A 14,759-nucleotide genomic window follows, 5' to 3' on the forward strand; every position below is an offset into this window, starting at 1 on the left:
AAGATGCTGATGGATAAAGCACAGCGCCTGACGGCGCGGATGGCCGTGCCGCCTGGCAGCCTGGGGCTCCTGGAAAAAGAGGTGCAGAAGCTCTTCAGCGCCTGGCCGCAGATTGAGTGGGAGCTGCGGCCGCATCATTTCGTGTTTGCGGCCGACAATGGCATCGTCGCGGCCGGTGTCGTGGCACAGGACCAGGATATCACGTATCTGCAGGCAAAGAATATGGTGGAGGGCCGCGCGGCCATCAGCTGCTTCTGCCAGGTCCAGCAGGTACCGCTTTCCGTGGTGGATGTCGGCATCAGGAGCGATGAAGCCGTCGGCATCGACCGCAAGATTGCGAAGGGGACGGAGAACTTTCTCGAGAGCCCGGCCATGAGCGAGCGCAGCTTCTGGCGTGCCTGCGATGTAGGCCGTGAGATGGTCCGGCAGGCACAGAAGGAAGGCTGCAATCTGCTTTCTTTCGGCGAGATGGGCATTGGCAATACGACGACATCGGCTGCCGTGCTGCATGCGCTGACCGGTGCGGACCTTGAGGATATCACGGGCTGCGGCGCCAATCCCGGTCATCCGGAGATCGTGCTGTGCAAGCGCGAGGTCATCGCGGCGGCCACGAAGCACTACCGGCCCCTGATGAAGACGCCGCAGGACATCCTGCGCTGCGTGGGCGGCTTTGACCTCGCCGCGCTCTGCGGAGCCATGCTGGCCTGCGCGGAAGAACGCATCCCGTTCCTGCTCGACGGCTTCATCACGGCCGTGGCCCTGGCCTGCGCCGTCCGGATCAATCCCGAAGTGACGAAGATGGCCATTCCGACACACCTTTCCAAGGAACCCGGCACAGCCGTTGCTTTGCGCGCGGGCGGCATCAGGCCGGATGACGCGCCAATCCATGCGGAGATGTGCCTCGGCGAGGGTACGGGCGCCATCCTGGGCTTCTCGCTGCTGCGCACGATGCTCTACACCGTGCGGCATATGAAGACCATGGAGGAACTGGTCAAAAGTTCCAATCAATAAAAATATTTATCAACAGGCCTCGCTGCGAAGGAATGAGGCCTGTTTTGTGATATTATAAAGAAAGTGGATGGCGATGCGAGGTCGAAAAGGAGCAAATCATGAAGCGGAACGCCAATCGTTATAAAAGAAGACTCATTCCTTTGGCTGTCTTTGTTGTCGGTCTCCTGATCTTCCTGCTGATCGTGAGCCGCCTGGCGAAGAACGAAGAGATGATGATGCGGGACCGCTGCTCCCTCAATGCCCAGATCTATGCCGATGAACTCGAGAAGGATTTCAACCGCAGCAGCATTGCCACGGACATGATGGCCTATATGATCATGGATGAGGGCGGCATGCCGAGGAATTTCGCCAAAGCAGCCGCCGGCATGATGCAGAGGAGTCCCTATATCGACAGCATCCAGCTGGCTCCTGACGGCATCATCGCCGATGTCTATCCGGAATCGGCCCGCATCATCGGCAAGGAGAACCTCTTCGCCCTGCCTGACCGCGTGCAGAGCGTCACGTACAGCCGTGACAACAAGGCCACGATCATCCAGGGGCCGTTTCAGCTCAGCGAGGGCCATGAAGGCCTCGCCGTGCGTCAGCCCATTTTCTTTGAGAACCCGGACGGGACGGAACGCTTCTGGGGCTTTTCCATCGTCGTTCTCAAGGCGCCGGACATCTTTGAGAGCATGGCAAATGATCTCAAGGCCACGCACAACGAGTACCGGCTTTCCAAGACGGAACCAGGAGATGATGAATATCATGTGGTCCTGGCCTCCAGGGAGTACCTGGACCGTCCGGAAGCGCAGACGTTTTTCTACGGCGGCTGTTACTGGAAGCTTGAGGTCATGCCGGAGAGGGGCTGGCAGCCTTCGTTTCCGCTCGTTCTGTCATTTCTGCTGGGCCTCGGGATTGTCCTCCTTCTGACGGGGATGACCATGCTCCTGCTCAAGCTGCAGGAACGGCGCAGTCATCTGCACCGCATGGCCAATACGGATTCCCTGACGGGACTCTACAACCGGCAGGGATTTGATGAAGCCGTTTCAAAATGGCTGCGCAAGCATCCGGAGGAGAAGGCGACGGCCGTCATCATCGATATCGATAATTTCAAGCTCGTCAACGATCTCAACAGCCACCGCGCCGGCGACGAGGCCCTGAAGAATCTCGCCCGCACGATGCAGCAGCATTTCTCGGATGTGGCTTTTGTCGGCCGCAATGGCGGCGATGAATTCTGCGCGCTGTTCCGCGGAATGTCAGCGGCAGAGGCAGGCCCGCTCCTGGACGGCTTTGCCACGCGGCGCCACCTGTTCCGCTATGACGGCAAAGTGCACTCCTATACGATTTCGATGGGGTACGCCGAATACCCGACACAGGCCCGTTCGCGCTCAAGTCTCTTCCAGTGCGCCGATGCCGCGCTCTACGCGGTGAAGCTGCGCGGCAAACAGGGGCTGTCCCAGTACCAGCCGCATGTCGGCGAAGCCGGCCGGAGCCAGCTGGCATTCGGCCTGCAGGATATTGCGATGCATCTGCCGGGAGCCATTCTCATCTACAAGGCCGATGAGCAGGAGGAGATTCTCTTTGCGAATCTCGAGCTCATCCATCTGTTCGACTGCGATACGCTTGAAGAGTTCCTCGCCTATACGAATGGGACGTTCCGCGGCATTGTGCATCCCGATGATTACGACCGCGTGGAAACGAGTATTGACGAGCAGATTGCTGCGTCCGGCAGCACGGGGACGGACGCCGTCGTTTACCGCATTATCACCAAGAAAGGCCGCTTGCGCCGCGTGCTCGACAAGGGCCGTCTCGTCGATACGGATTTCTACGGCAGGATTTTTTACGTCGTGCTGCTCGATGAGAGCAGCTGGGACTGAAAATAATACTCAAAAAGCGGCTTCCGCATGGTTTTTCGACCACAATTCCGGGGGCCGTTTTCTTGACACTGGATATAAAAAACTATAAAATGGAAAGGTATAGTTATGTCACGTATGCCAGGACGTACAACAACCAATACAAAAATAAAAGCATGAAAGCAAAAAAAGAAAAGGGGGGTGAATATTATCGTTACAATAATATTAGCGGTAATAGTAGCAGTATTTGTCGGTTCCGGCATCGGCTACGTGATGCGCAAGCGCACGGCTGAGGCACAGATCGGTTCCGCCGAAGCTGAAGCAAAACGAATTGTAGAAGACGCTGAGAAGAGGGGCGAGACGAAAAAGAAGGAAGCTCTGCTCGAAGCGAAGGAAGATATCCACCGTCTGCGTCAGGAACTCGATCGCGACACGAAAGAGCGCCGTTCGGAGCTCCAGCGTCAGGAGCGCCGTGTCGTGCAGAAGGAAGAGAACCTGGATCGCAAGCTCGAGTCCGTCGAGAAGAAAGAGGAGGCCCTGACCCGCAAGGAAGTCCGCCTCGACAAGAGCCAGGCGGCCATCGATGAGATGCACGAGCAGCAGAAGGCTGAGCTCGAACGCATCTCGAGCCTGACGGCTGAGGAAGCCCGCACGATGCTCATGGCAGAAGCTGAGGAAGAGCTCAAGCACGAGAAGGCCATGAAAATCAAGGAGTACGAGCAGCAGACGAAGGATGAAGCGGACAAGAAGGCCCGCGAGATCCTGTCGATTGCCATCCAGCGCTGTGCAGCCGACCACGTCGCCGAGACGACCGTCTCCGTCGTGGCCCTGCCGAACGACGAGATGAAGGGCCGCATCATCGGCCGCGAGGGCCGCAATATCCGCACGCTCGAAACGCTGACGGGCATCGACCTCATCATCGATGATACGCCGGAAGCCGTCATCCTGTCGGGCTTCGATCCCGTGCGCCGTGAGATCGCGCGCATCGCACTCGAGAAGCTGATCCAGGATGGCCGCATCCATCCGGCACGCATCGAGGAGATGGTCGAGAAGGCCAAGCGCGAAGTCGACCAGCGCATCAAGGAAGCCGGCGAGCAGGCGACGTTCGAGACGGGCGTCCATGGCCTGCATCCGGAGCTCATCAAGCTCCTGGGCCGCCTGCGTTACCGCACGAGTTACGGCCAGAACGTGCTTAACCATTCCGTGGAAGTCTCGCATCTCGCCGGCGTCATGGCAGCCGAGCTCGGCTGCGATGTCATGCTCGCCAAGCGCGCCGGCCTGCTCCACGATATCGGCAAGGCCATCGACCACGAGGTCGAGGGCTCCCATACGTCGATCGGCGGCGATATCGCGCGCAAGTATCGCGAGTCGAAGGATGTCATCAACGCCATCGTTTCCCATCACGGCGATGTGGAACCGACCTGCGTGGAATCCGTCCTCGTCTCAGCGGCTGATGCCGTGTCGGCGGCACGCCCGGGCGCGCGCCGTGAAAGCCTCGAATCGTATCTCAAGCGCCTCAAGAGCCTTGAGGAGATTGCCGAGTCCTTCGATGGCGTTGAGCGCTGCTTTGCCATCCAGGCCGGCCGTGAGATCCGCGTCATGGTCAAGCCGGACAAGGTGGACGATGCCGAAGCTGCTGCACTGGCACACAATATCGTCAAGAAGATCGAGGACGAGCTCGAGTATCCTGGCCAGATCAAGGCCACGGTCATCCGCGAGACGCGCGTCGTCGATTATGCGAAATAAGCAAAAGCAAAAATACCATGTACTGAGGGTGCGGGGCGTCTGCCCCGGACCCTCAGTCGCTTAGAGGGGATAATTATGTTTGGTTTCAATTGGCTGCGCTCCCCAGGCGCGTACAACAAAGTGCAGGACAAGGCCGGCATCCAGTTCCTGGCCTCGCTGCTCGTCTGCTACCCGGAGGTCAGCTCGGTGCAGTATGATCCGAAGATGGGGGACCTCGTCCTCGATTTCATCCTGCAGGGCGAGATTGACTGGGACAAGATCAATCCCTTCACGCATTTCCTGCAGGAAAGTCTCGATACCTACCATGCGCTGGAGGATGGACAGAAGCCATACCTGGCCATCACGGGCGAGGCCGTCGGGGACAAGACGGTGCTCCTGCACATCACGCGCGAAGTGGCGACGCTGCGGCGCGGTGAACTCACGCTCATCACCGAGCTGATGCAGACGACCTTTGGTCAGGCGCTCGTCGTGGACAATCATTCCCTCGACAACCTCGAAAATGATTTCGCGACCGTCCAGAGCGACCTGCTCGACCAGATGCTCGGGCAGGCACAGGAGATGCGTTTCAGGAGCCGCATGGTCGGTGTGCGCGAAGGCGACCGCGTGGTCGTCTACAACCGCTGATCATCACGCGGCAAAAGAGAAAAGAGGAGATCATATTGCGAATCATGCTGGTAGGGGATGTCATCGGCCGTCCGGGCCGCCGCACATTCCAGAATTATACGCCGAAACTCCGTGAGGAGAAGAACATCGATGTCGTCATCGTCAACGGAGAGAACTCCGCAGGCGGCAAAGGCTTTACGCGCAAGGCACTCGATGAACTCTACCGCGCCGGCGCCGACATCGTCACGTCGGGCAACCACGTCTGGGACAAGAAGGACGTGCTCTCGTTCATCGACGATGAGCCCTTCCTCATCCGCCCGGCCAATTATCCGGAGGGGACGCCCGGCAAGGGCTGGTGCTCCTACCCGTTCAAGGCGAAGAACGTCGGCGTCATGAACCTCTCGGGCCGTGCCTTCATGCCGCCGCTCGACTGCCCGTTCCAGAAGGTTGAGGAACTCCTGCGCGAAATGAAACAGGAGTGCGACATCATCTTCCTGGACTTCCATGCGGAAACGACATCGGAGAAGATGGCCATGGGCTTCTATCTCGACGGCCGCGTCAACGGCGTCGTCGGCACGCACACGCACGTGCAGACGGCTGACGAGCGCCTGCTGCCGAAGGGGACAGCCTATATCACGGATCTTGGCATGGTCGGCCCGCGCGACTCGGTGCTCGGTGTGAAGACCGACATCATCCTGCGCAAGTTCACGACGGCGATGCCCGTGCGCTTTGACCTCGCGGAGGGACCGTGCATTTACTGTGCCGTCATCGTCGAGATCGATGATGCGACGAACCGGACGAAGTCCATCGAGCGCATTTTCCTCCACGAATAAGACATGCACAGAAGAATGACCGAGTGCAGAAAATAACAGGAAAAAGAAGGATTTGAGCGGCCTGCGACGAATTATAGACCAGTAGTAGGAATACTGGCTGTAAATATGACAAGTGTTTGTAGTGCAAGAACAAGCATCAGATTGAACAAGGAGGTCGTGCTCATATGGAAATCTTGAAAGTTTCTGCAAAATCCAATCCCAATTCCGTAGCAGGTGCTCTGGCGGGCGTCATCCGCGAGAATGGCAGTGCAGAGATGCAGGCCATCGGCGCAGGAGCCTTGAACCAGGCGGTCAAAGCTGTGGCCATCGCGCGCGGCTTTGTAGCACCTCATGGCGTAGACCTCATCTGTATCCCGGCCTTTACCGACATTAAGATCGATGGGGAAGAACGCACAGCCATCAAGCTCATCGTTGAGCCGCGGTGAAACATAGTATAGGAGTGACTTCAGGATGCCAAGCGATCTGCATACGCATACGACTTATTCGGACGGAAAACTGACGCCCGAAGAACTCGTAGCCGCAGGAAAAGAAGCAGGACTGACCTACATGGCCATCACGGACCATGATACGGTGGAGGGAATCAGCCATCTCTACGAGAACGGCCTGTACCCGGCCCGGGGAATCAAGCTGATTCCTGGAATCGAATTCAGCGCCCATCACCCCCTGCATGAGATTCATATTCTTGGATACAATATTGATATTTACTACGCCAAGCTGGCGGATAAGCTCAACGAGGTCACGGAGGCGCGCTGGACGCGCTTCAGTGAGATGGTCGAGAAGCTCCAGGGCCTCGGCTACGACATCAGTGAGACGGAAGTGCTGACGATTGCCGGCGACAGCCGCTCCATCAGCCGCTCCCACATCGGCCGCGTGCTGGTGGACAAGGGCTATTTCCCAACGGTGCAGGCGGCTTTTGAGGCCGTCCTCCAGAAAGGCAAGCCGGCTTACGTGCCGCACTATCATCTCGAGGTGGAAGAGATCATCAGCCTCATCAAGGAGGCTGGCGGCGTCTCGGTGCTCGCCCATCCGAAGCTCGTTGGCGATGATGAGCTCGTGCGCAGTATCTGCCAGCGTGGCATCGACGGCATCGAGGTCTTCTATCCGCGCCATGACCGGGAAGACACTGCGCGTTACCTGGCAATGGCCCAGGAATACCATTTGCTTCCCTCGGGCGGTTCGGATTATCACGGCTTCCCGACGCGTTACCCCGACAAGCTCGGTGTCTTCACCGTCGAGGATTCGTACGCGGAGAAGTTTTACCGCCCGACGCAGAAACTCTGAACCATGAATGTAAGGAGAACGTAAGATGGACGTGATTGCATTAGTAGGCCCGAGTGGTACGGGCAAGAGCCACCGGGCGCTCATCGTCGCGCACAAGAACCACGCCGATGCGATCATCGATGACGGCATTCTCATCAAGGATGGCAAGATCATCGCCGGTCATTCGGCCAAAAAAGAGAAAAGCAAGATCATGGCCGTGCGGCGCGCCATCTTCATCCTGCCCGGGCATGCCGAAGAGGTCCGACAGGCCATCGATGCGGTCAAGCCGCACCGCATCCTGATTCTTGGCACCTCGGAAAACATGGTGCACAAGATCACGAAGACCTTGCATCTGCCGGCCATCGCGAAGATCATCCACATTGAGGATATTGCGACGCAGTCGGAGATGGAGAAGGCGCGCTTTTACCGCCTGAAGCAGGGCAAGCACATCATCCCCGTGCCGACTATTGAGCTCAAGCCGCATTTTTCCGGCTATCTCATCGATCCGCTGCAGTCCTTTTTCAAGCGTTCCTCGACGAGGCGGCGCCGCCTCGGTGAGAAATCCATCGTGCGGCCCGTATTCAGCTATTACGGCAAACTCAGCATCGAGGATACGGCCATCAAGTCCATCGTGCGCAACGTCATCATGGAGAAGGGACCGTTCAGCAAGGTCAGCAGCATCCATGTTCGGCACTTGCTCGCCGGCGAGGAAGACCAGGGTATCTGCATTTCCTGTGAAGTCGTGCTGACGTATGGGAACCACATCCCGACGCTCATCCAGCAGGCACAGCAGCAGGTCCGTGAAGCGGTGGAGTTCATGACCGGCATGGTCGTGCATGAGGTGGATATCGCCGTTAAAGCGCTTTACATCAAGGCGTGATTCCTGCCCCTGCAGCCGTCGGCGCAGGGGCTTTTTCATACAGGAGGAGATGCTTATGAAAGAGGTAAAATCGCCGAAAAAACCCATGGCGTTTTATTACATCCTGGTTCTGTTCGTCATCCTGATGTTCAATGAGATGGCCAAGCCTTACTTTGAGGAGGCACAGATCCAGCCGGTGGATTACAGTACCTTCATGGAATGTATCGACGACAAGAAGATCGACCATGTGGAGATCCAGTCGAACCAGATTCTCTACACCTTGAAGGACGACAGCAAGAAATACAAGACGGGCATCATGAATGACCCGAATCTCGCCGAACGCCTGCAGGAATCCGGTGCGACCTTCACACAGGATATCAAGGAGGAGACATCGCCTCTCCTGAGCTTCTTCCTGGCCTGGATCCTTCCGCTCCTGATCTTCTTTGCCATCGGCCAGTATATGAGCCGCAAGCTCATGGACCGCGCAGGCGGCAATTCCATGATGTTCGGCGGTTCCGGCAATCAGGCCAAGATTTACGTGCCGTCCTCGGAGGGCATCCACTTCAAGGATGTCGCCGGTGAGGATGAAGCGAAGGAAAACCTTTCGGAGATCGTCGATTACCTGCATAATCCTGAGAAGTACTCGAGCATCGGTGCTTCGATGCCGAAGGGCGTCCTGCTCGTCGGTCCTCCGGGCACTGGTAAGACGATGCTCGCGAAGGCCGTCGCCGGGGAGGCCAACGTGCCGTTCTTCTCGATTGCCGGCTCGGAATTCGTCGAGATGTTCGTCGGCATGGGCGCATCGAAGGTCCGCGACCTCTTCAAACAGGCCAAGGAGAAGGCACCGTGCATCGTCTTCATCGATGAGATCGATGCCATCGGACAGAAGCGTACGGGAGCCGCGATGGGCAACGATGAGCGCGAGCAGACGCTCAACCAGCTGCTGACCGAGATGGACGGCTTCGAGGGCAATACGGGCGTCATCATCCTCGCGGCGACGAACCGTCCGGAATCCCTTGACCCCGCGCTCCTGCGCCCGGGCCGCTTCGACCGCCGCGTGCCGGTTGAGCTGCCGGATCTCCAGGGCCGTGAGGATATCCTCAAGGTCCATGCCCGGAAGGTCCGCATGGCAGCGGATGTCAATTTCCACACCATCGCGCGCATGGCAGCCGGTGCCTCTGGTGCTGAGCTGGCGAACATCATCAATGAAGGTGCGCTGCGCGCCGTGCGCGATGGCCGCCATGAGGTGACGGAGGCCGACCTCGAAGAAAGCGTCGAGGTCGTCATCGCCGGCTATCAGAAGAAGAACGCCATCCTCTCCGACAAGGAGAAGCGCACGGTGGCGTATCACGAGATCGGCCATGCGCTCGTCGCGGCCCTGCAGTCGCATTCGGCGCCGGTCCAGAAAATCACGATCATCCCGCGTACATCGGGTGCTCTCGGCTACACGATGCAGGTCGAGCAGCAGGATAAATACATCCTTTCGAAGGAAGAGCTCGAGAACAAGATTGCGACCTTTACGGCCGGCCGTGCCGCCGAAGAAGTCAAGTTCGGGCTCGTGAGCACGGGTGCGTCGAATGATATCGAACAGGCGACGAAGCTGGCCCGCGCGATGATCACGCGCTACGGCATGAGCGAGGAATTCGACATGGTCGCCATGGAAACGGTCAACAACCGCTATCTCGGGGGCGATACGAGCCTGACCTGCTCGGCTGCGACACAGCAGCAGATCGACAAGCGGGTTGTCGAGCTCGTGCGCAAGCAGCATGAGAAGGCCACCCGCCTGCTCCGGGAGCACATGGATAAGCTCGATGAACTCGCGGCCTTCCTCTATGAAAAGGAAACCATCACCGGCGAGGAATTCATGAAGATCCTCAAGGGCGATGAGAGCGAGGAGCAGCAGGTCGAAGAAGCCGAGAAGCGCCTGCTGGCCGACGAGCAGAAGGACGCATCTGACGAGGCGAAGAAAGCCGCAGAGCTTCAGTCACTCGAGCAGGAAAAACGGGAAAAGTCTCCTGCTGATGCACCTGAGACGCCAGCGGCAGCTCCTGATAAACAGGAATGATTTGCAGGAGAAGCGTCACAAATACAGCATAATAAACGGGAGGGTGACATCCGGATATGATGTCACCCTCCCGTTTTCTATGCCGTCAGGGCAATCGTATGTGATGCTGGTACCATCAGCCTCAGGCCTTGCTGGGCAGGGAGTCTTTTTCCGCTGCCTTGTCGCGAGATGCAGCTTCCCCGCCTTTGGCGTCGTCCTGGCCGTCCGGCGTTTCGTGGCGCGTCACGAGGATCTTGTCGATGCGCGCGCGATCCATATCGACGACTTCAAACGTGAAGCCGTTCCATTCGCATTTCTCGGCGACTTTCGGGATGTAGCCGAACGCTGACGTCAGGAAACCGCCCATCGTCTGGTAATGGTCGTGGTCCTCGTCCGGCAGCTCTGCGATGTCGAAGCGTTCCTTGAACTCGTCGATGGAGCAGAGGCCGTCGACGTACCACGAGTTCTCGTCGCGCGGCGTGAACTGGACCGGATCCGGCTCGACGTTTGACATCGAGTCACCGATGATTTCCTGCATGATGTCGTTGAGCGTGATGAACCCCACGACGCCGCCGTACTCATCGAGCACCATGGCTTCGTGGATGCCCGTGTCGCGGAATTTCTCGAGCACGCGGAACGTTTCCATTGAGCGCGGCACGCACATGGGCTTGCGGATGTACTGTGCGAGATCGAGCGATTTGCGCTCGAGCGAGGCGTTGAGGAGATCCTTGGCGTAGAGGACACCGCAGAAATCATCGAGGTTCTCGCGGCCGACGGGGAAGACATTCTGCGGATGCTCGCGGATGACGCGCAGGTTGTGCTTGAGGGAATCCGTGAGGTCCAGCCAGAGCATCTGCGTGCGCGGCGTCATCAGGGAATAGGCCGTCTGGTCGCTCATGCGGAAGATGCGGTCGACCATGGCCTGCTCGGACTTCTCGAAGGTGCCGTCTTCCGTTCCCTGTTCGATGAGGTCCTTGACTTCATCTTCCGTGACGGTATCTTCGACATGCGGGTTGACGCCGAGCAGCAGCAGGACGCCGTTGGCCGAGGTGGAGAGCACGGAGATGAGGGGGCGTGCCAGGCGGATCATGCGGCGCAGCGTCTTGTGGTATTTGAGCAGGACCTTCTCGGGCTGCTGGAGCGCCGTCTTTTTCGGCAGGAATTCCGAGAACAGCAGCGTGATGTATGTGATGACGACGATGCTCACGACGAGCGAAATGCCCCAGGCGTGCGGCACGAAGGAGATGAGCCCCGCAAGCAGCGGCGCGGCGAGCACGCCCGCCGTGATGCCCGTGAGGATGCCGGTCAGCGTGATGCCGACCTGCATGAGCGACAGGGCTTCCTCGGGGGACTCCAGCAGCTCGAGAGCGGCTTCTGCATCGGCATCGCCGTCCTCGGCCAGTTTTTCGAGACGTCCGCGCCGGCTTTCGGTCACTGCTGTCTCGAGCAGCGAGAAGAAGCCGTCCGTAGCAACTAAGAGTAAGAGTAAGACGAGCAAGAGGCCCGCGTCAGTACTATCCAAGAATTATACACATCCTTTTTGATCGTTTGTCTATCGGCAGATTTCTTTTTATTATAACACGATTTCGCCTTGGCGTCAGTCCGGCCGTTCAAGGCACTCAGTCATCGTACCAGGGGCCGTCGCCAATGATGATGCCGCCGTGCAGCGTCACCGGCGTCGAGCTGCCCACCTTGGTCGGCATGCGCGTCGTGAGCTTGTAGGGTGTATCGACGAGCCAGGCCGTCACGAGCACGGCGTCGTCCTTGATTTCACGGTATTTCTTGCGGTCGAGTTCGGCCGTGTAGACCTCGCTCTTGTGCGCGGACACGGAAGAACTCGTCAGCGCCTGCGTGAAGGCCATGCCGTCCGACCAGCGGTAGAGCGTCTTGCCGTTCTTGTCGAGGATGGCGAAATCGTAGACCTGTCCGTTACGGTGTGCGACGAAATAATCGCTGTCGCTGTCGTTCGTGACCTTGAGCTCCATGACGAGACGGCCATGCTTTTCTTCCACGGTCAGTTCCTCGATGACCTGGTCGAAGCTGAAGGCCGCATAGGAAGGCACGATCTCCGTGCTGTGTCCGCCCGAGGCCGGGAACGATACGCCGATGCCCGTGCCAAAAGAAGCAGAGGCCGTCGGCAGCGAAACAGCGCTGAGGCAGAACGCCAGTGCGGGGATGAATGCGTATGCAGCATGATGCAGTTTCATCGAAATCACTCCTTGAGAAGTAAATGGATTTTCTGTTCAGATGCTTTTATTTTACCATGTTTTCTTATGGATTTCGAATGATGAATGACGAAAATCGAGTAAGTCGTCTGAGCTTTACAAGGCGCGATAAGTCCGATACAATAAAATGAACAATACGTTACGCATCAATTATAAAATGGAAGGGAACAAGAATATATGGATAAAGAAGAACGAAATGATTTGCCAGGGATACAGTGGTTCCCTGGCCACATGAAGAAGGCGCAGCGGCTCATCGAGGAGAATCTGAAGCTTGTCGATGTCGTCATTGAGCTTTTGGATGCGCGCATTCCGGCGAGCAGCGCCAACCCCATGCTGGCGGAGATCATCAAGGATAAGCCGCGGCTCATCGCGCTCAATAAATCGGATCTGGCGGACCCCGCCAGCACAAAGCGCTGGCTGGCATATTTCCGCTCTCAGGGGATTCCGGCCGTGGCCATCGATTCGGTGAAAGGGCGCGGCATGAAGCAGCTCGTCGCGAAGGCAGAAGAACTCGCGCGCCCGAAGACGGACCGTTTCGTCAAGAAGGGCGGGCGCCCGCGCGCGGCGCGCTGCATGATCCTCGGCATCCCGAATGTCGGCAAATCGTCACTCATCAACCGGCTGGCCGGAGCCGTCAAGGCAAAGGCTGCCGATAAGCCGGGCGTGACGCGTGCAAAACAGTGGATCAAGATCGGGGCAGCGCTCGACCTCCTCGATACGCCGGGTATCTTGTGGCCGAAGTTTGAGGATCAGACGGTCGGGCTCAAGCTGGCATTTACGGGGGCCATCAACGATGAGATTTACGACCGGGAGCAGGTGACTGCGCTGCTGCTCTCCGTCATGCGCCGCGATTATCCGGAGCGGCTGATGGAGCGGTTCAAATTCAAGGGCGAGCTGCCGGAGACGGGGCTCGAGCTCCTGGAAGCCGTCGGCCGCAAGCGCGGCTGTCTCGTCAAGGGCGGCTTGGTTGACCTTGAGAAAGCCCAGCAGATTGTCCTCAATGAATTCCGTGCGGGCAAGCTCGGGCTCGTGACGCTCGATGAGGTCCCGGCTGCTGCCGAAGCACCGGCTGAGGAAGGGGCGGACGCATGAAGGACGTCAGGGACTCTACGATTAAAGAATTAACGGCTGTCTTTGCCGCAGGTCAGATCACGGAGGACTTCCTTGCGGCCTGCCGCGCTGATTCGCGCAAGGCTGTGGGGACGCTGGTGCGCCGCTATGAGCGGGCGCAGGCCGAGCACGAACGGCTGCTTGCCATGTACCGGTATGAGCATCTGGCCTGGGCCGAAGGCCGCGAGATTGTCGCCGGTGTCGATGAGGCGGGCCGCGGGCCGCTCGCAGGACCCGTCTCGGTAGCGGCTGTCATTCTGCCGCACGACCTCTGCATCCCGAAGCTCAACGATTCGAAGAAACTCTCGGCCAAGGTCAGGGAGGAGCTCTTTGATGAGATTCAGGCGAAGGCCATAGCTGTGAGCTCGACGCTGGTGGATGCGGCGACCATCGACCGCGTCAATATCTATCAGGCGACGATCAATGGCATGTATGAGGCCATCTTTGCCCTCAAGCCGCAGCCGCAGGAAGTCTTAATCGATGCCGTGCCGCTTGAGAATCTGCCGATGCCGTCGTCATCCATCATCAAGGGCGATGCGAAGTCGGCTTCGATTGCTGCCGCCTCGATCATTGCCAAGGTCACGCGTGACCGGCTCATGGACGAGTACGACAAGCTTTATCCGGAGTACGGTTTTGCGCAGCACAAGGGCTACGGCACGGCTCAGCATATCGAAGCGCTCAGGAAGTACGGGCCCTGCCCGATTCATCGCGTTTCGTTCGAGCCCGTGCGCTCTCTCGTGCAGCAGCTGCGCGGTTGACGTGCTCATGGGGATAGCCTATAATAAAAATAAGAATTGTAAGAAAATATTCGTGTGCATTCGTGTGAGGATCGTCTGCTGAAGCAGAATCCGGTGGAGGGCTTGACATGGACAAGGACGAACTCGGCCGTCAGGGCGAAGCGCTGGCGGCTTCTTATCTGGAAACGCGGGGGTATCGCATTCTCGCACGCAATTTCCGCGTGCGTGGAGCCGAGCTCGACATCGTGGCAGAAAAGAACGGGATGCTTGTCTTTGTGGAAGTCAAGACGCGCCGCACGGGCCGTTATGGTTCGCCGGCGCAGGCCGTCGGCTGCCGGAAGCAGCAGAAAATCATCTTTGCAGCACGCTGTTTCCTGCGGCAGAACGATCGGGAGGATTGCTTCTGCCGCTTTGATGTCATTGAGGTTTACGCTGCGGCGGGATGGCGGCTGCGCCATCTGCCCGGTGCGTTTGAAACGTGATGGCTGGAGGAGGGAAG

14 protein-coding genes are annotated in these 14,759 nt (G+C 58.4%); 12 read left to right on the forward strand and 2 right to left on the reverse strand.

Going from position 1 to position 14,759, the window contains the following annotated elements; genetic code table 11:
- Positions 1-3 precede the first annotated feature (3 nt).
- The 9 genes from DWX75_RS07680 (at position 4) to ftsH (ending at position 10,209) form a co-directional block, all read left to right on the forward strand.
- The gene (locus DWX75_RS07680) at positions 4-1,011 is read left to right on the forward strand and encodes a nicotinate-nucleotide--dimethylbenzimidazole phosphoribosyltransferase (protein WP_118015784.1); all 1,008 of its coding nucleotides are present in this window, start codon (positions 4-6) and stop codon (positions 1,009-1,011) included.
- 140 nt (positions 1,012-1,151) lie between these two features.
- Positions 1,152-2,867 carry a diguanylate cyclase gene (locus DWX75_RS07685; RefSeq protein WP_158558778.1) on the forward strand — a complete coding sequence of 572 codons (1,716 nt, stop codon included), beginning with the start codon at positions 1,152-1,154 and terminating at the stop codon, positions 2,865-2,867.
- A 177-nt stretch (positions 2,868-3,044) separates the two neighbouring features.
- Positions 3,045-4,589 (forward strand): ribonuclease Y, encoded by a 1,545-nt coding sequence (gene rny / locus DWX75_RS07690; RefSeq protein WP_118015754.1) that lies wholly within the window; start codon positions 3,045-3,047, stop codon positions 4,587-4,589.
- 75 nt (positions 4,590-4,664) lie between these two features.
- On the forward strand, positions 4,665-5,213 hold the full coding sequence (locus tag DWX75_RS07695) for a hypothetical protein (RefSeq protein ID WP_118015755.1): 549 nt from the start codon (positions 4,665-4,667) through the stop codon (positions 5,211-5,213).
- A 35-nt stretch (positions 5,214-5,248) separates the two neighbouring features.
- A complete protein-coding gene (locus DWX75_RS07700) occupies positions 5,249-6,025 on the forward strand; it encodes a TIGR00282 family metallophosphoesterase (protein ID WP_199497553.1) in 777 nt (258 codons plus the stop codon).
- 164 nt (positions 6,026-6,189) lie between these two features.
- Positions 6,190-6,450, forward strand: coding sequence for a stage V sporulation protein S (locus tag DWX75_RS07705; RefSeq protein ID WP_118015757.1), 261 nt, complete (start codon positions 6,190-6,192; stop codon positions 6,448-6,450).
- Positions 6,451-6,475: 25 nt separating this feature from the next.
- Positions 6,476-7,306, forward strand: coding sequence for a PHP domain-containing protein (locus tag DWX75_RS07710; protein WP_118015758.1), 831 nt, complete (start codon positions 6,476-6,478; stop codon positions 7,304-7,306).
- 25 nt (positions 7,307-7,331) lie between these two features.
- Positions 7,332-8,165 carry an Asp23/Gls24 family envelope stress response protein gene (locus DWX75_RS07715; protein WP_118015759.1) on the forward strand — a complete coding sequence of 278 codons (834 nt, stop codon included), beginning with the start codon at positions 7,332-7,334 and terminating at the stop codon, positions 8,163-8,165.
- Between the two features lie 55 nt (positions 8,166-8,220).
- Complete coding sequence (ftsH, locus tag DWX75_RS07720) at positions 8,221-10,209, forward strand: ATP-dependent zinc metalloprotease FtsH (RefSeq protein WP_233519520.1); 1,989 nt, start codon at positions 8,221-8,223, stop codon at positions 10,207-10,209.
- 121 nt (positions 10,210-10,330) lie between these two features.
- Here the strand turns inward: ftsH and DWX75_RS07725 are convergent, their stop codons facing one another.
- Positions 10,331-11,710 carry a hemolysin family protein gene (locus tag DWX75_RS07725; protein ID WP_118015760.1) on the reverse strand — a complete coding sequence of 460 codons (1,380 nt, stop codon included), beginning with the start codon at positions 11,708-11,710 and terminating at the stop codon, positions 10,331-10,333.
- Positions 11,711-11,807: 97 nt separating this feature from the next.
- A complete protein-coding gene (locus DWX75_RS07730; RefSeq protein ID WP_118015761.1) occupies positions 11,808-12,395 on the reverse strand; it encodes a BsuPI-related putative proteinase inhibitor in 588 nt (195 codons plus the stop codon).
- 195 nt (positions 12,396-12,590) lie between these two features.
- On the opposite strand from DWX75_RS07730, the gene ylqF reads away from it, so the two are divergent.
- The 3 genes from ylqF to DWX75_RS07745 all read left to right on the forward strand — a co-directional run bounded on the left by ylqF (position 12,591) and on the right by DWX75_RS07745 (position 14,742).
- Positions 12,591-13,505, forward strand: coding sequence for a ribosome biogenesis GTPase YlqF (gene ylqF / locus DWX75_RS07735; RefSeq protein ID WP_118015762.1), 915 nt, complete (start codon positions 12,591-12,593; stop codon positions 13,503-13,505).
- Complete coding sequence (locus tag DWX75_RS07740) at positions 13,502-14,281, forward strand: ribonuclease HII (RefSeq protein WP_118015763.1); 780 nt, start codon at positions 13,502-13,504, stop codon at positions 14,279-14,281. Before ylqF ends, DWX75_RS07740 begins: the two co-directional genes overlap by 4 nt.
- 107 nt (positions 14,282-14,388) lie before the next feature.
- Positions 14,389-14,742, forward strand: coding sequence for a YraN family protein (locus DWX75_RS07745; protein ID WP_118015764.1), 354 nt, complete (start codon positions 14,389-14,391; stop codon positions 14,740-14,742).
- Positions 14,743-14,759: the final 17 nt, after the last annotated feature.

The organism is Mitsuokella sp. AF21-1AC (genome assembly GCF_003458855.1).
Taxonomy (GTDB): domain Bacteria; phylum Bacillota; class Negativicutes; order Selenomonadales; family Selenomonadaceae; genus Mitsuokella.